General features: G+C 55.6%; 13 protein-coding genes. 8 read left to right on the top strand and 5 right to left on the bottom strand.

Going from position 1 to position 17,088, the window contains the following annotated elements:
- Positions 1-153: 153 nt before the first annotated feature.
- The gene (locus HNQ92_RS10460) at positions 154-480 is read left to right on the top strand and encodes a hypothetical protein (RefSeq protein ID WP_221307430.1); all 327 of its coding nucleotides are present in this window, start codon (positions 154-156) and stop codon (positions 478-480) included.
- Between the two features lie 58 nt (positions 481-538).
- Here HNQ92_RS10460 and HNQ92_RS10455 read toward each other — a convergent pair whose 3' ends face one another.
- A complete protein-coding gene (locus tag HNQ92_RS10455) occupies positions 539-2,941 on the bottom strand; it encodes an outer membrane beta-barrel protein (RefSeq protein ID WP_184173964.1) in 2,403 nt (800 codons plus the stop codon).
- Positions 2,942-3,198: 257 nt separating this feature from the next.
- Between HNQ92_RS10455 and HNQ92_RS10450 the strand changes: the two genes are divergently transcribed.
- From HNQ92_RS10450 to HNQ92_RS10425, 6 genes are all read left to right on the top strand, one after another.
- Positions 3,199-3,978: a hypothetical protein gene (locus HNQ92_RS10450; protein ID WP_184173962.1), complete on the top strand. Its 780-nt coding sequence runs from the start codon at positions 3,199-3,201 to the stop codon at positions 3,976-3,978.
- Positions 3,979-4,023: 45 nt separating this feature from the next.
- The gene (locus HNQ92_RS10445) at positions 4,024-5,226 is read left to right on the top strand and encodes a DUF6807 domain-containing protein (protein ID WP_184173960.1); all 1,203 of its coding nucleotides are present in this window, start codon (positions 4,024-4,026) and stop codon (positions 5,224-5,226) included.
- Between the two features lie 632 nt (positions 5,227-5,858).
- A complete protein-coding gene (locus tag HNQ92_RS10440; RefSeq protein WP_184173958.1) occupies positions 5,859-6,203 on the top strand; it encodes a hypothetical protein in 345 nt (114 codons plus the stop codon).
- Positions 6,204-6,636: 433 nt separating this feature from the next.
- Entirely contained in the window at positions 6,637-7,431 is a 795-nt protein-coding gene (locus HNQ92_RS10435) for a 2Fe-2S iron-sulfur cluster-binding protein (RefSeq protein WP_184174619.1), read from the top strand.
- A gap of 20 nt (positions 7,432-7,451) precedes the next feature.
- Positions 7,452-8,459, top strand: coding sequence for an FAD binding domain-containing protein (locus HNQ92_RS10430; RefSeq protein WP_184173956.1), 1,008 nt, complete (start codon positions 7,452-7,454; stop codon positions 8,457-8,459).
- Positions 8,460-8,480: 21 nt separating this feature from the next.
- A complete protein-coding gene (locus HNQ92_RS10425) occupies positions 8,481-10,601 on the top strand; it encodes a xanthine dehydrogenase family protein molybdopterin-binding subunit (RefSeq protein ID WP_184173954.1) in 2,121 nt (706 codons plus the stop codon).
- Positions 10,602-10,638: 37 nt separating this feature from the next.
- Here the strand turns inward: HNQ92_RS10425 and HNQ92_RS10420 are convergent, their stop codons facing one another.
- Positions 10,639-12,102: a M20 family peptidase gene (locus tag HNQ92_RS10420; RefSeq protein ID WP_184173952.1), complete on the bottom strand. Its 1,464-nt coding sequence runs from the start codon at positions 12,100-12,102 to the stop codon at positions 10,639-10,641.
- Between the two features lie 119 nt (positions 12,103-12,221).
- Between HNQ92_RS10420 and HNQ92_RS10415 the strand changes: the two genes are divergently transcribed.
- On the top strand, positions 12,222-12,632 hold the full coding sequence (locus HNQ92_RS10415; RefSeq protein WP_184173950.1) for a VOC family protein: 411 nt from the start codon (positions 12,222-12,224) through the stop codon (positions 12,630-12,632).
- 125 nt (positions 12,633-12,757) lie between these two features.
- On the opposite strand, the gene HNQ92_RS10410 is transcribed toward HNQ92_RS10415, so the two are convergent.
- The 3 genes from HNQ92_RS10410 to HNQ92_RS10400 all read right to left on the bottom strand — a co-directional run bounded on the left by HNQ92_RS10410 (position 12,758) and on the right by HNQ92_RS10400 (position 17,086).
- Positions 12,758-13,963, bottom strand: coding sequence for an MFS transporter (locus HNQ92_RS10410; RefSeq protein WP_184173948.1), 1,206 nt, complete (start codon positions 13,961-13,963; stop codon positions 12,758-12,760).
- Positions 13,964-14,048: 85 nt separating this feature from the next.
- Positions 14,049-16,655 (bottom strand): cytochrome c biogenesis protein CcsA, encoded by a 2,607-nt coding sequence (ccsA, locus tag HNQ92_RS10405; protein ID WP_184173946.1) that lies wholly within the window; start codon positions 16,653-16,655, stop codon positions 14,049-14,051.
- Entirely contained in the window at positions 16,652-17,086 is a 435-nt protein-coding gene (locus HNQ92_RS10400; protein WP_184173935.1) for a cytochrome c maturation protein CcmE domain-containing protein, read from the bottom strand. The genes ccsA and HNQ92_RS10400 overlap by 4 nt, the downstream gene beginning before the upstream one ends.
- Positions 17,087-17,088 lie beyond the last annotated feature (2 nt).

Genomic DNA, 17,088 nt, shown 5'->3' with positions numbered 1-17,088 from the left:
CGACGAATACTTTTCTGCTTTTCACTACCTTTATCTCGGGCGAATAGCGAACTAGCTTTAAACAGGCCATAGGTGATAACTCAATCGTTAGCGGCAAGCGAGCGAGAGCTAAAAACGAGCATAGTAATGATTTAATTTTGAATAATTGATAAAATGGGATATAAATCAGTTTGCCTAGATTGTAAAATAGCATTTAGCCAAGGAACAGATTTTACGAAATTCAAGTACGATAAAGTTTGTCCTCATTGCGGAAAAGCTATGGCATTTTTGTCCGAGAAATTTAAACCACCTCAAAAATCGGATGACAAAAAATGGGAAGTAGTAAAATTTTTTGTTGAAAATGGATTTGACTATTCCACAAAAATAGGAGGAGACGTCTCTATTAGTTACGACGAAACCTTTAAAGAAGCAAAGGAAATAGTTCGAAAATACAAAGAAATAAAAATACGGGATGCGCTGCGGACAAATAACAAGAAATGAGAATAGCCAGCCACGAACGGGGTTTGGTAATTAGATCGTACTTTCACATAAAGTACCCCTACCGGCTGTTGCGTTCCAGCGAGTCGAAGTCGGGCATGCCCGAGCGTTCTTCTTTTTTACGAATGCCGAAATTGTACCGCAGGCTGAGCCCCACCCGGCGGGTGTCGTTGATGCGCGCCCCGCTGGCCGAAACCGACCCCTGGTTGAGCGTGAACTCATACTTATTGGTAAAAAACAAATCGGTGACGCTTAGGCTCGCCAGGAGTTTTTTATTCAGGAGCTGGCGGTTGAGGTTCAGGTTGAGGTTGCCAAAATTGCTGAGCTCGTAGAATTGCAGCTGCCCCTTCATGCGGTAAAACCCGTTGAGGCTGAGCGTGGTGAGCGGGTCGATTTTGAGCTGGTGAAAGGTGAAGAACGACATACTACCCCGCTGAAACTCCAGCGGCCGCTCTTCGTAGACGCCCCGGTAGTCGTTGTAGTTGTACTGCATGCCCACCACAAAGAAGTACTTTCGGCCGGGCGGAATGGCCCCCAGCAGCCGGAAGTAGGTCTCCGAGTTCCGCCCCAGGTTGTCGTAGGAGCGGTAGGCTAGGGCGGGATTTTGCGGGTCCTGGTAGAGTACGTTGGTGAAAATATCCTGCGTATAGTTACGACCGACGGCAAAAATGGGCCGTTCTTCCACGCTGATGTTTACTTCGAAATTTTGCGTGAACTGGGGCCGCAGTGCCGGGTTGCCCGTTTCGTAGAGGTACTGATCCACGAAGCGCGCGAACGGATTGAGGTACTCGTAGGCCGGGCGCGTGATGGAGCGCCGCGCCACGAGGTAGCTACGCATCTCCCAACCCGCTATTTTGCCAATGCTCCGGCTCAGGAAGAGGTAGGGGAAGAGGTCGGTGCGGTTGATGCGGAAGGAGGTATCCGCCGGAATGCGCTGCCGCCCGTGCATGATGGTGTTTTCGAGCCGGGTACCTACTTTCAGGATGAAGGCCCCGAAGGTTTTGGAGCCCTGCACGTAGGCCGCGTTGATGTTGTCGCGGTAGGTAAAGGTGTTGGTGCGGAAATCGTCCACTTCCAGCTGGTCGCCCTGCTGCACGAAGTAGTTAGTGCCGCTCTGAAAACCCTGAAAGGTACTTTTGAGCCCCGTTTCGAGCGTAATTTGCTTCGGTAGTTTGTAGCGCAGATCTACCTGTCCGGCCCAGACGTGGCGGCGGTTGGTCCAGTGCCCGTTGCCCGCCAGCTCCGAAACCTGGGGGAGTTCAAAAAGCGTCTGGTAAGCCTGGGTACCTTTGTTTTCAAAGTACCCGTACGAAAAATCGGTGGTGAGCTCCGAGCCCGCTTCGTTGATCTTGTACTTGGTGGTTACGCCCTGGCTCATCGAAAACACGTTGGAGCGGTTCTGGAGGTAGTTGGTGTTGTCGCTCAGCAAGGTACCTCCGCTGGCCGCGCGGATGACACTCTCGTTCACCGAGGCCGAGTTGTTGAGGTTGTAGTTGATCCGGCTGTCGTAGTTGACCTCCCACTTGGGCGAAAATTCGTACCCAAACCCAAAACCCGCGTAGGCGACGTCGGACGGGAAAGTGGTAAAGGCTTGCTGCGCAATGCGGTTGCCGTTGGGCAGCAGGCGCTGGGTTTCTACTTTTTCGTAGCTGTTGCGGTGGGTGTAGTTGAGGTTGAGGTAGGAGTGGCGGCGGCCCTCGTGGTTGGTGAGGTTGACGCCCAGCATCTGGTTGCCGTAGCGGCCCTGGTGCAGGGCGGCGTTGACCGAGCCCGTCAGGCCTATTTTTACGCCCTTCTTAAGGACTACGTTCACCACGCCGCCGCTGCCACTGGCGTCGTACTTGGCCGAGGGCGTCCGCAGAATTTCTATGTGTGAGATGCTGTTGGGCGGCAGGCTTTTCAGCATGGAGGCAATGTCGGCGGTACTCATGCGCTGCTCGCGGCCGTTGATGTAAATGGTGGCCGGGGTGGTGCTGCTCAGGTACACGTTGCCGTCGGGGTCCACGAAGAGGCCCGGCGTTTTTTCCAGGAGCTCCAGCGTGCTGGTACTGGTACTCACGAGTGGCTCCGGGTCCAGGATCATCTTGTCGTCTTCCTGCCGCAGCAGGGGCCGCGCCGCCGTGACCCGCACTTCCTGTAGCTGCTGGTTTTCTTCGTTTAGGATAAAGGTAAAGGTACTTTTGGCGGTCGTGACGGTGAAGGTTTGCCGGAGCGTGCGGTACCCTACGGAGCTCGCCACCAGCCGGTACGGCTTGCCCGCCGTCAGCGAAAGCGTGAGGGTACCCAGGGTGTCGGTGAGGCCGTACTGCACCACGGTGGTGTCGGGTACCTGCATCACCTGAACGGTAGCGGCAATGACGGGTAACTTGGAAGGCTCGGTGAGTTTGAGGTGGACGGGTACCTGCTGCGCCAGCAGGCGAAAAGTACCTAAGAAAAAAAGAGCGAAGAGGGTGATTTTTTGCATGAAAACGGAAAACCTAAAAACAACTACACAAAGTACCTACACGCAAGCCTGAAGTACCTGGCAATAGTGATGAACGGTCGATGCGTACTTGAGAATGGTAGGGGGCCGGTCAGGATAACGTTGGGAAGGGCTTTTTGGGGGTACTTGGGAGAAATTTCTTTGGGTACCTTGCCACGAATTCCGCCGCCCGAAAGTAATGATTAGGCGCTCGTTTCGTTTCTATTAATTGAAGATGAACAATACCATAAAGAACCCACATGAAAAATAATCGGAATAGCTGGCTGCTCTTGCTGTTGCTTGGGCTGGCCGGTTGCAGCTCCTCTAAAGTAGTACCGTATGAGTCGAAGTGGAATGCGCCTTTTTCCTACGTAGACGAGGTCAAGCCCGACCGCCAGGACCAGCGCTCGCGGCTGCAATACGGCATCATCAACGACGATCAGTACCTGTATATCACCCTCAAAGCCCGCGACCCGCAAACGGTCCAGCAGATCATCACCAACGGCCTGCGGTTATCGTTCAGCCCGGCGGGCAAGCGCGGCGGCGCTACCTCGCTGCTGTTTCCGGTGGTAACCCGGGACGACAAAAAAGCCCTGCGCCGCATGGACGTAGACCTGCCCAATAGCCTGGGTATGGCCCGAATGCTGGAAGCCTTCAACAAGGAGGCAATCTGGAAAGATCAGCGCGGCGAGCGCTTCATCAACCTCGTCAACGGCAGCACGGGCATCCGCTCGCACATTGCCCTGGCCGACGGCGAGCTTACCGAACAAATCTCCATTCCTTTCGCCATGCTGGGCTTCAACCCGCAGCAGGTAGCTAGCCTGGATATGGGCATTAAGGTAGAAGGTACTTCGTCGCAGGGGGGCGGTATTTCGCCCCGCGTGAGCATTGGCATGGGTGGCATGGGTATGGGGGGCATGGGCATGGGCGGCGGCGGTGTCGGAGTAGGCGTGGGGGGCGGCGGTCGCAACAATCCCAACGACCGGGCCGTGGACATACGCCTTCAGGTACGGCTGGCCCGCAGCGATTTTGGCGGATAAATAAGATGCTTATCTTTGGGAATTCCTTATCCCTTAAAGAAAAGCATGAAAAAAGTACTTTTTGCGGCCTTGATCGGGTGGCTGTCGCTACCGGTTCAGGCCCAGTCACTTCGCATCGAAGTAGAAGCGGGGCCGCACGCCCGGCGGCAAACGCCCGTGTACGTAACGTTGCCCGAGGGGCAGTCTACGGATTACGATTATTACCTGCAATCCAGCCAAACCAAAAAGAGGGTAGAGGCCCAGCTTCTGGATCCCGCTACCCTCTTTTTTGTGCTGGACTCCCTTCCCGCCCAAAGCCGGGCTACCTTTACGCTCAAATCGGAACGGTTAAAAAAGAATCCTAAATCCAAGGTACTTTTGGATGAGCAGGCGGAGGGTATCCGGGTGAGCGTAGGTACCAAGCCGGTCTTTTTTTACCAAACGAAAGAAGCCCTTCCCCCCGCTGGCAAGCCCGACTACTACAAGCGCAGCGGCTTTATTCATCCGCTCTATAGCCCCGCTCAGCAGGTACTTACCGACGATTTCCCCGTGGGACATACGCACCACCACGCGCTTTTTTCGGCCTGGGTCAATACGACCTACAAAGACAGCCTGGTGGACTTCTGGAACCAGCACCTGCGCAAAGGTACCGTGGAGCACGTACAGGTACTGGATTTCTTCCACGGTACATTGGTGTCGCGGTTCAAGACGCAGTTGCGGTCGGTCAGTACGGCCTTCGGGGAGGTACTTCGCGAAAACTGGACGGTGACGGTCTATCCCTTCAGCGACTACTTCCTCTTCGACATTGCCACCGAACAAACCAACACCAGCCGCGATACGCTGTTTTTGAACAAATACACCTACGGCGGCATGGCGTTTCGGGGTAGCCGCGAGTGGAACCGCACCGACAGCGCCCACTTCACCAACCGCTGGCAGATCCTCACCGACCTCGGCCACGATAACCAAACGGCCAACCACACCCACGCCCGCTGGGTGGATGCCACGGGTACGGTGGCGGGGAGCCTGGCGGGACTCACGGTCTTTGGCTTCCCCGACAACTACCGCTATCCGCAGGCCATCCGCGTCCACCCCGACATGCCCTACTGGTGCTACGCGCCCATCGTCGACGGCGCTTTTTACATCCCGCCCGGAGGTACCTACCAGGCCCGCTACCGCTACTACGTCCACAACGGCGCGCCTAACTTGGACCAGATCCGCCGGATAGCGCAAGATGTGGTAGAACCCGTGACGGTGCGGGTACTTGAATAGGTAGGTACTTTGAAAAGTAAAAGGTACTTTCAAAGTACCTAGTAGTTGGAAGAGGTACTTGGGCTCGCTTTGGTGAAAATGTATCGGAAATTTAATTTTTTAAAAAACGATCTATCAGTACGTGGGTTAGGTACTTTATTGATTGGTGAGTAATTCTGCAACTATTTTTCTTAAAGACGTGACATTTGTGCCTGTATACTCACGCCCGGCGGGAAAGCTTTATGAACGAATTCACCCATCCATCATCATGAGCCGACTCAGTGCCGTAGGCACGCGATGTTTATAGCTAAAAGTACCCCCCATGTCCGCCCGCGTGCCGCTAGGTACGCAACCCCACCACTGGTTGCGTACCTAGCGGCACGCGAATTCCCTTCCTATAGTTCTCTTCTACATACATTCAACCGCTACGCGGCCACGAAGGCGCGTTATTGTTCCGTAAGTTAGTTTGTATGTACTTTTGATTCGTAACGCAGGGCAATACTACCAGGCACTTTATAAACCTATTCACTTATCAATAAAACAATTTTTTAGTTGAAATTCAGTTGTGAAAGTACCTGCTTCTCAGCAAGTGAAGTGGTACTTTTAAAGTACTTCCCAAGTCTGTTCTTTCAACCCCTAACCAACTACTTGCTATGACGATCCAATCCACCACCTTTCTCCGGGTCCGGCTACCGTTATTGCTGGCCTTAGCGTTGCTTTTGAGTACGCGTGTCTTTGCCCAACAGACGCCGACCGCTACCCCCAACCAACGTACGGAGCAAGAAAATGCCGAATTAAAAGTTCCGCAAAAAGAGCCGGTTTTGAAAGTATCCATGCTCAACCTCAAACAGCTGGTGGCGAAACGCCCCGAAAAACCGGCCAGAATTACTTCCGAAGGGTATAAAGTATACTACCTGGACGCCTCGGAAATACCCGTGACGATTCAGGAAGTACCGATTCAAAAGGAGAATATAAGGTACCTTCACAAGGAAAACTAGAGCCCAACGAAGAAAGCAGGCGTCATTCGGTCGGTAGATATTCAAAAATCACCGCTGGGATGCCGCTTTTTCGTAGGTCAAAAAGAAGTGCGTTCGTGCGGCGGCCGCGCTAGCCTTGTTATTTGTACTTAGCAGAAATGACATAGGGGAGGCCCTATGGCAGAAAGGTACTTGGCAGAGTATGGAAAGACCGAGGTACTTGCCAATCAGAGGCCGATTCCCGCGGAATTGCACGTTTATAGAAACCGACGCACGCCAATCATCCCCTCGACCCCAGCGGGGTCGCACCGTTCCGGCTTCCTTTCGTTTTGCTCTTTCAAAATGAACAAACAATAGCGACCTCCGCGCGTTAATGTACAAGGGTACTTGCCAGGTACCCTGTCTACCTTCCTTCGCTCGCTATTTATATTCCCTTTTCCTGCCTGATTTTATGATGGAAGAAAACGAAGCCCCGCAACTGACGGAGGACGAAAAGAAACTCTTTGAAGACCTTATGCCGGAAGACCTGGACGAAATCCTGGATACGGGCGTGAACCGTCGGCATTTTTTGAAACTCCTTACCCTGACGGGCGGCGGGCTGCTAGCCTACCAGGCCGCTGCGGCGGAGCAGGTACTGACGCGTCCGCTCAGCCTACCGCCGGAAGCGCTGCCCCCAAGTACCCTGGAAAACGCCGTAGATCTGTCACTCCGGATCAACGGTACCAGCCAGAAACTCACGGTCGATTCCCGCATGACACTCCTGGATACCCTGCGCGAGCGCCTGGGCCTGACCGGCTCCAAAAAAGGCTGCGACCACGGCCAGTGCGGCGCTTGCACGGTGCTGGTAGATGGCCGCCGGGTGTTGTCATGCCTCACGCTGGCCGCCAGCTGCGAAGGCCAGTCGGTAAAAACGATCGAAGGCATAGCGCAGGGAAATACGCTGCACCCCATGCAGCAGGCTTTTCTCAAACACGACGGTTTCCAGTGTGGGTTCTGCACGCCGGGGCAAATCTGCTCGGCGGTGGCCGTGCTGGACGAAGCCCAAAAGGGCGAAGCGAGCTACGTGACCGGGCCGGTACGTCTGAAAGCGGGCGCGAAGCCTAGCCCGGTCCGGCTCTCGGAGGAAGAGATCCGGGAGCGGATGTCGGGCAATTTGTGCCGCTGCGGGGCGTACCCCAACATCGTGGCAGCCATCCGGGAGGTACAGAGCGGCAAGCCCGTGGAGCAAACGTGGAATTTCGTCGGATAATAGTTTCCTAAAAGTACCCTATGAGACCCTTTCAATATACCCGCGCCCAAGACGTACCCACGGCCCTGAAACGCCGGGAGGCCAACCCCAACGCACAGTTTCTGGCGGGAGGTACCAACCTCCTGGACTTGATGAAGGAAGACGTGGAGCGACCGGATGAACTGATCGACATTTCCCGACTGAGCCTCAGCCAGATCAAAACCATCGCGAGCGGACCCAATGCCGGTGGTGTTTCCATCGGCGGGCTGGGCAAAAACACCGATGCGGCCAACCACCCGTTGGTGCGGCAAAACTACCCGCTGCTCAGCCAGGCCATTCTGGCCGGGGCGTCGGGGCAACTCCGAAACATGGCTACCAACGGCGGCAACCTGCTGCAACGTACCCGTTGCCCGTACTTCTACGACGTATCCATGCCCTGCAACAAGCGCGCGCCCGGCACGGGCTGCGGCGCGCTGGAGGGCATCAACCGGATGCACGCCATCTTTGGGTGGTCGGAGCAGTGCGTGGCGGTGTACCCGTCCGACATGGCCGTGGCCCTGGCGGCGCTCGATGCGGTGGTGAAGGTGCAGGGCGCCGAAGGGCCGGAACGCGCCATTCCGTTCGCGGATTTTCACCGCTTGCCCGAAAGTACCCCCGAAAAAGACACCAATCTGAACGCGGGCGAACTCATCACGGCCCTGGAACTACCCAAAAACCAATTCGCGGCGCACTCATACTACCTCAAAGTACGCGACCGCGCCTCGTATGCCTTTGCGCTGGTGTCGGTGGCGGTTGGGTTGGAATTGAACAAAAACCGCATCACCCGCGCCCGGATCGCGCTGGGCGGAGTAGCGCACAAGCCCTGGCGGGCGTACCGCGCCGAGGAGCTGCTCGTAGGGAAGGAGGCTACCGAGGTACATTTTGTGGCGGCCGCCGCCGCCGAAATGGCCGAGGCCAAACCGTTGGCTCACAACGGGTTCAAGGTGGAACTGGGGCGGCGGAGCATCGTCCGGGCGCTGCACATGGCTCTGAACGAAGGGAAGTCCTGATTTTTAGCAAAGTACCTTTTTATGGAAGATAAAAAACAACTCGTCGGGACGCCCGTCAGCCGGGTAGACGGCATCCTGAAAGTGACCGGCAAAGCCGATTATTCGACGGACCACCCCGTGAAGGATGCCGCGCACGCGGTTATTTTTAAAAGTACCATTGCTGCGGGAAGCATCAAACGGATCGACACGGCGGCGGCGGAAAAAGCACCCGGAGTACTGGCGGTGATTACGCACGAAAATATGCCCAAGCTCAACACCAGGGGCGGGATCCGGGGGGGAGCCATGTTGCAAGGGCCGGAGGTGACCTTCTACGGACAACACATCGGGCTCGTCGTGGCCGAGACCTTTGAACAGGCGCGCCACGCCGCGCACCTGGTGAAGGTAGAATATGACCCAAAAAACGCCCGCGTAGATTTTGAGAAACTGGCTAGCGAAGCCAAGGTACCTAAAGACAAAAAGGACGAGAAGCGCGGCGATGTGAAAGCGGCGCTGGCCGACGCTACCCACAAAGTGGAAGAGGTGTACGCTACGCCCATCGAGCACCACCACGCCCTGGAGCCCCACGCCACCATTGCCGAATGGCAGGGAGAAAACGTCATTCTGTACAACAGCGCCCAGATCGTTAACGGTGCCCAGAACGCCGCCGCCTCGACGCTCGGCCTCAAGCCCGAGCAGGTACGGATCGTTTCGCCCTACCTGGGCGGGGGCTTTGGCTCCAAGGGCGGGCAGTGGGCCAATCTGGTACTGACGGCGGTGGCCGCGAAAATGGTAAAACGGCCCGTGAAGCTGGCCCTGACCCGCCAGCAGATGTTCAATTCGGTGGGGTTGCGGCAGCGGAATTTTCAGAAACTAAGCCTGGCTGCCACGCCCGACGGCCAACTAACCGCCCTGGCCCACGAAACGACCACCCACGCCGCCATGCAGGACGAGTTTGTGGAGCCCTGCGGCGATTGCTCGAAGCTCATGTACGAAGTACCTAACTCGCTCATCAGCTACCGGGTAGTACCCATGCACCTCATTCTGCCTACCTACACCCGAGGACCGGGCAAATCAACCGGAAGCTTTGCGCTGGAATCGGCCGTGGACGAGCTGGCCTACAAACTCAACATGGACCCCATTGAGCTTCGGATCAAAAATGAGCCGGAGCGGGACCCTTCCAACGGCAAACCGTGGTCTTCCCGCACTACCGTACAATGCCTGCGGGAGGGAGCCAAAGCCTTTGGCTGGGAAAAGCGCCAGGCCAAGCCCGGGGAAAACCGGCAGGGAAACTACCTGGTGGGCTACGGCGTGGCCTGCGGTACTTACCCGGCCAACCAACGACCCAGCTCGGCGCTGGTGAAGCTCCACCGGGCAGGCAACGACGTGACGGCCACCGTGGAGCTGGCTGCGGCCGACCTCGGTACAGGTACCTACACCATCCTGGCCCAAACGGCGGCGGATGCGCTGGGGGTACCTTTGAACAAAATAACCGTCCGGATTGGCGATTCGGACTTTCCTTCCGCCGCCGGTTCGGTGGGCTCCGTGGGGGCGACCAGCTACGCCAATTCCGTGCAAGATGCCTGCGTGAAGCTGACCGATGAACTCATGGCAAAGTCGGGGAAGCAGTTTTTTGTTCGCCCCACAGCCGCGCAGCTTATGGTTTCTGAGAAAATCAACGATCACCAAACCCGGGTAGATTCCAAAGCGTCCGAAAAGGCGGAGGAATACTCTTCGCATAGCTTCAATGCCAACTTCGCCGAAGTCTGGGTAGATACCTCCACCGGCACCGTGCGCGTGGCGCGTTTTCTGGCGGCCACCGGAGCGGGCAAAATCCTCAATCCCAAAACGGCCCGTTCGCAGATTTTGGGCGGCGTGACCTGGGGCATCGGCATGGCCCTCACCGAGGAGTCGATCGTTGATCCCCGCTGGGGCAACTTCGTGACCCGTTCATTGGCCGAGTACCACGTGCCCGTCAACCTGGACATTGGGCAGCTGGAGGTACTTTTTATTCGCGAAGAAGATACCATTTCCAATAAGTTGGGCGTAAAAGGAATCGGTGAAGTGGGCATTGTAGGCGTGGCGGGAGCCGTGGCCAACGCCGTTTTCAACGCCACGGGCAAGCGCGTGCGGGAGCTACCTATCACGCCCGACAAGCTGCTTTAGGGTACTTTTGCCCCAGTAATGCTCTTTATCCAAGTACCTACTTAGTCCGATCCTGAATGAAGGTAGCGTAAAAGCGAATCATTTCTTTGAAAGTACCTACACTAATCCGCTCGTTGGTACCGTGCGGGCGCTTTAGGTCTTCTTCGTCGAGCTGGTAAGGCGTAAAGCGGTACACGTTTTCGCTGAGGTGGCGGTAGTAGCGGGCGTCGGTGGCACCCAGCACCAGGTAGGGCGTCACGACCACGCCAGGATAGCAGCTCTGGATGCTGCGCTGAAGTACCCGAAACGGCTCCGCCTCGGGCGGTGATACCGGCGAGGGCTCCGCGTCAAACTCAGCCAGCGACCGTACGCTGATGTCGGGGTTGTCGATGACGCGCTTCACGTGCTCGATCACGCCCTGCACCGAATCACCGGGCAAAATCCGGAAATTCACGATGGCCGTGGCGTCGATGGGCAGCACGTTGTCCTTGATGCCGGCATTCAGCATGGTAGGGGCAATGGTGGTGTGCGTACTGGCGGCGCCGGAGTTGGTACCGCTGAGCGCCCGGACCAGCACCGGCGCGAGTAGCCAGCGGTTGGCAATGGCCAGCTTCTGACCGAACGACATCTCAGGGCCGAGGTAGTTGAGCATTTCGCCGACGGTACCTCCCAGCGACGATTTAAAGGGTGAGCGCTGGAGGTTGTCCAGCGCCGTAGCCAGCATTCCGATGCTCGTCTTGCGCGGCGGCATGGATGAGTGTCCGCCTTCGCCCTGGGCGCGTAGCTCCAGGCTGGTGTAGCCTTTCTCGGCCACGCCAATGAGCGCCACGGGGGCTTTGAGGCCCGCCACGCCGTCGGTCTTGATGGTACCGCCTTCGTCCATGACCATATCCAGTTTAATACCCCGCTGCTGCAAGGTACTGGCGATGGTCTGCGCGCCCAGCTTTCCGCCGATCTCCTCGTCGTGCCCGAAGGCCAGGTACACGGTACGTGCGGGCTGGTAACCCCGCTGCAGCAGGTACTCTACGGCTTCCAGCAGGCCAATGACGGTACTTTTGTCATCCAAAGTACCCCTGCCGTACACGAAGCCGTCTTCCACCAGTCCGGCGAAGGGAGGCTTCTTCCACATGCGCTCGGTCCCTTGGATCACGGGCACCACATCGTAATGGCCCATCAGGAGCATGGGCGGCAGGGCCGGATTGGTCCCTGGCCATTGATACAGCAGCGCCAGGTCGTTGATGCGCTCGCGCTTCAGCTGCGCGTGCAGGCGCGGGTAGGTACTTTCCAGGAAGGCGATGAAGGCTTCAAACTGCGTGGTGTCGGTCAGGGCGGCGTCCTGGTACGATACCGTCCGGAACTGGATGGACCGGCTCAGGTGCTGAATGGCCGAGTCGCCCACGGGCACGGGTGCGGCCGGCGGTATATCGGTGAGCTGGCGTGAGGGGAAGCGGTAGGTATTCCAAAGAAGTACCACTACCAGGGCTAGAAAAGCGACCAGGAGGATTCGGAGAAATAGACGCATACGGCGGAGCGGGGTTAGACCAAAGCAAGATACGAGACATTTTTTATTTCTGCGAAAGCACGCTGGTAGAAGTACCTTTGTGCCTTCTTTTATCCTAAAAAAATAGCCTAAAACTACCCATGCGCATTGATCATATGGCCTTGTATACGTTTCAGTTAGAAGCAATGCGGGCGTTTTACATAAAGTACTTTGGGGCCACCTCCAACGAGAAGTACCTCAATCCCCGCAAAGGTTTTGCCTCCTATTTTCTGAGTTTTGGCCAAGAAGGTACCCCCGGCGGCGGGGCTCGTCTCGAAATCATGCAAAAGGAGCAAGTACCTGCTCACGGTTTGGGGGCCGGGGCCGAATACATCGGCCTGACGCACCTGGCGCTGGCGGTAGGTACCCGGCCGGAGGTAGACGCGCTGACCGAGCGGCTGCGGGCGGATGGCTATCCGGTGGTAGGGGAGCCCCGCACCACGGGCGACGGCTACTACGAAAGCGTAGTGCTGGACCCGGACGGCAATCGCCTGGAGCTGGTGGCGGAATAAGAGTACTTTGCCCTGAAAAAACCTGCCAAAGGTACTTGCAGGAAACGGCAGTGAATAATGTGACGGGTCAAACACACCGCTCCTTTTTAGCGGAGTAAGGAAGGCACTAATAAAAACAACCTGATTTAATAAGGGTAAGTTTTTCCTTTTACTTGATAACCTAGCGCCACTACTACCAGTAGCAAAGCGACGAAGCCCAAAGCCACCGCCAGAGAAAAATGGTGGGCAATAAAACCTAGTAAAGCCGGGCCCGCTAGTAAACCCGTATAGCCCATGGTTGTAATGGCCGGTATACTCACGGTGGGGGCAATACCAGGCAATCGGCCAGCTGCGCTGAAAAATACGGGCACAATGCTGGCGGCTCCCAGGCCCAGAAGTAAAAAACCCAGTAAAGTTCCGAATACCCAAGGACTCAAAACCGCGGCGACCAAACCAACCGCACCCAACAAACTACCACCCACTACAACCGTTCTGCCGTTCAATCGTACCACTAGTTTGTCCCCGACCAGCCGCATGGTTGCCATAGCAACCGAAAAGGCCGCATAGCCCGATCCTGCAAGCTCAGCGTCTATCCCTTTGCCGTCCCGTAAAAAGATAGCACTCCAGTCAAGAATGGCCCCTTCAGCTAAAAAAACAGCGAAGCACATCAACCCTAAGAATAGTACACTACTGTTCCACCAAGTGAAAGGCTGCTTGCCTTCCGTTAGCTTCTTTTCAACAGTAGCGAATTGAGCCATAACCCGTTGCTCAACATCAACGGGAAATAATTGCCTGAATTGCGTTATGGTAATGATGACCATCAGCAAAGCAATACTACCAATAGCATAGACAGGATTGAGCCCAAGCTTAATCAGAAAGCCTAATCCCAATGAACCGAACAAGCCTCCTACGCTAAAAAGCCCATGTAAGGATGACATGATTGGTTTCCCAGACAGATTTTGTACTTGTAGGCCGTGGGCATTCATGGCTACGTCAATTGCTCCGATGGCTGAGCCGAATACAAAAAGGGTTATGGCCATAGCCGTTGTCGAAGAAAGGAGCAACAGCAGCGGTAGGGTAAGGGCCATCACCAGCGCAGCCCAAGCCATTACAACACGGCTCCCGAAACGGCTCACCAGCCAACCAGAGGTTGGCATCATGAGCATGGCCCCAGCTCCCAGTAGCAGCAATAACATCCCCAAGCTGGCATCATTCAAGGCTAATCGATCCTTCGCAAGAGGAACCATTGGTGCCCAGCTAGCCATGCCAAGACCGCAAACAAAGAATATCAACTGAGTAGCTAAACGAGCCCTTAGCACTTCTGCAGTTGATGTTGCTAAGTTTGCATTCATTGCTGAAGCAGGTCGTTTTTATTAAGATGTAAATGAGCAACAAAATGATTCTAATACACACCCATAACCATTTTTTTAAGCACTTTTATACCTGCTGTGGTTTTAGTTTTGGGGCTTTCCGGGTAGGTACTTGGCCCTCTCTGTCTTCCTTATCGCGCATTTTGAGGAAGTCGCGGAAGCGGCGGAAGGCGGCCAGGGCAAAACCAATCACCAGTACGAAAGTACCTAGCCAAAGTACGTTAATGAAGGGCTTCTCGATGGCCTTCATCACGATGAAGTCGCGCTGGGTAGTATTGACCGCAAAGGTAAACTGCCCCGTTTTAGGATCAATTTCTCTAAACTGAATACGCAGCCCCAGGGCATCGTTGACCTCCGCCTTGCGGCCAATGGCGCGGTCGCGGATAATGAACGAGGGCGTCACCACAAACTCCTGCTCCTTATCCAGTATCCGAATCACGGCCTTCACGGCGGCGTCGTTGGCACCCAGCGTAACGCCATCGACCTGCTCGGTGCGTACTACGTTGTCCAGAATGGCTACGTAATCGTTGATAAAAAAGGTATCCTGCATGGCTACCGTGAACTCTTCGGTAGCGCTCCACTGGGTTTCGGCGGTGGGGTTGGTCACCATCGACACGTAGGTGTACAAATCCCGGTCTACCTTGCGCTGAATATCCGGCGAGGAGACGATACCGCCCATGCTGGGGTTGATCTGTACGCGGGGATAAAGCGTGAATACTTTACCCGAAGGCTCGCGGTACTCGATCTGGTAGTAGAAATTTTCGGGGCGAATCTCCAGGGTATCCCCTTTTTGGTAGTACGTTTTATCCTGCACCGTGATGTCGCGCTGGGCTACGGCCCGGTAGTCGCCCTCGATGATGTCGACCCAGCTTTTAGGAATGTACTCGGGTACCTTCAGGGGCTCGATGCGGACATCGCGCCATGTGAGCATGTAGTTGCCCATGCGCTCGGGTCTGTTGAGCCAGAGCGTCAGGTTTTCCTTGTTTTCCTTGTTGTCATTGGCCGTAAATTCCTCCGCGCGGGAGATCATCAGCCCCGAGTTGTTGAGCGAAACCACCCGCGTGTAGCCCGACGAAAACAGAATACCGATGAGCATAAGCGCCACGCCGATGTGCGTTACGGCCCCGCCCGACACGCGGTAGTTGCCCCGGATGATTCCGAACAGAATGGTGCCGTTGGCCACCACGGCAAAAATGGCCGCCGTGAGCAGGAGAATGTACGAGAGGGTTTTGATTTGGCTCACCGTGATAATGACCGCACTGATAATGAGGGTAATCATCAAAGGCGTGTAGAGCGTGTGGAGCTTGTCCTTGCCGGTGCGTTTCCACCAGAAGTACTGCCCCACGCCCGTCAGGATGGTGATGATCAGGAAGAACCACAGCTGAAACTTGTTGAAGTGGGCGATCTGATCCACGGGCAGGGCCAGATTTAGCACTACCCCAAAGGCTTCGGCGATGCTGTTGTAGACCGGGATGGAGGTCGTGGCCAGGATCTGAAAGCCGGAAAGGCAAAGTACCGTGGCGCCGATAAAAATCCAGAACTCGCGCGAGTAGCTCGAGACCTCTTCCTCATCGGAAGGAAGGGTTTTCCAGCGGTAGATCAGCAGCCCTACCGAAAGTACCAGGAACGTGAGCAGGTAAATGAGGAGTTGTCCCGAGAGCCCCAGATCCGTGAAGGAGTGGACGGAAGCCGTTCCCAAAATCCCGCTGCGGGTCATGAAGGTGGAGTACAGGATCAAGACGAAAGTAGCAATGGCCAGGATGAACGACGTTTTGAGCGCCGTGGCGTTTTTACGGCCAATGATCATGGTATGGATGGCCGCCACCAGAATGAGCCAGGGTACAAAAGAGGTGTTCTCGACGGGGTCCCAGTTCCAGTAGCCGCCGAAGTTCAGGGTTTCGTAGGCCCAGTAACCGCCCATCAAAATCCCAACGCCCAGGATCAGGGCCGACACCAGCGACCAGGGCAGGGCCGGACGAATCCATTCCTGCGATTTTTTGAGCCACAGCCCCGCCATCGCAAACGAGAAAGGAATGAGCGTGGAGGCAAAACCCAGGAACAGCGTCGGCGGGTGAATCACCATCCAGTAATTCTGCAAAAGGGCATTTAAGCCTTGTCCGTCTTTGGGGATAAAGTCAGGATTGCTTTTCCAGACGGGCAGGTTGGGCATGGATTCGCGCAGCAGCAGGAAGGGCGTCGAACCAATCTTGAGGTCAATACCGGGAATAACGACCCCCAGTACCATCGACATCAGGAAGGCTTGTACCAACGCAAAAATCGCCATCACCGGAGCTTCCCAAAAGCGATTGGTTTTGATCAGAATGAGGCCCAGGATGACATTCCAGAAAATCCAGAGCAGAAAACTACCCTCCTGATTTTGCCAGAAGCTGGAAATCAGGTACTCCGTAGAAAGCGCCAGGGAAGTATTGGCCCAGGCGTAGTGGTACTCAAAGTAGTGGTTGCCAATGATCCAGTACAGGCAAAATACCACGGCCAGGACCGCGCCCGCGTGCACAAAGAAAGTACCCCGCGCAAAGCGCCGCCAGGCCACTTGGTCGCTGGGGGACGTAGACGGAATAACCGCTTTGAAGTACCCAAACGTGGCCACGAGCGCCGTTACGAAGGCTAGGATGACAAATAAATGACCTATGTTACCAATAGCCGTATGGATCATAATGCAGCAGTTTTGGACTCGATGACTTCGAGCTTATCATTTTCGTACTTGGAGGGACATTTCATGAGGATTTTCTCGGCCGCAAAGTGGTCGTTTTCCATGCGCCCGATCACCACCACCTGTTCTGACTTGTCAAAGTCCTGCGGTTTGGCACTTTTATAAACTACCCGTTGGGCTTTGTTATTATTGTCTACCAGCGTAAACGCAAAGTAGTTGGGATCTACTTCGGGGCGGTATTCCATTTCCAGGATCTGACCCTGGGCGTCTTTCCGCAGGGTACCTACTACGTGAATACTTTTGGTGTCGCCGTCAGCGGCCATGGCCTGAGCCTTCCCGAAGTCCACGTAGGTACTGGCATCACCGGCGGTAGACACGATGATGCCAATCGCTACGGCTATGATGAGGAGTCCGAATATTTGAATTTTTTTCATGT

It is taken from the genome of Rhabdobacter roseus, assembly GCF_014202275.1.
GTDB classification, from domain to species: Bacteria; Bacteroidota; Bacteroidia; order Cytophagales; family Spirosomataceae; genus Rhabdobacter; species Rhabdobacter roseus.
The sequence above is the reverse complement of the archived record's forward strand: the minus strand, read 5'-3'. Positions and strand labels throughout refer to the sequence as shown.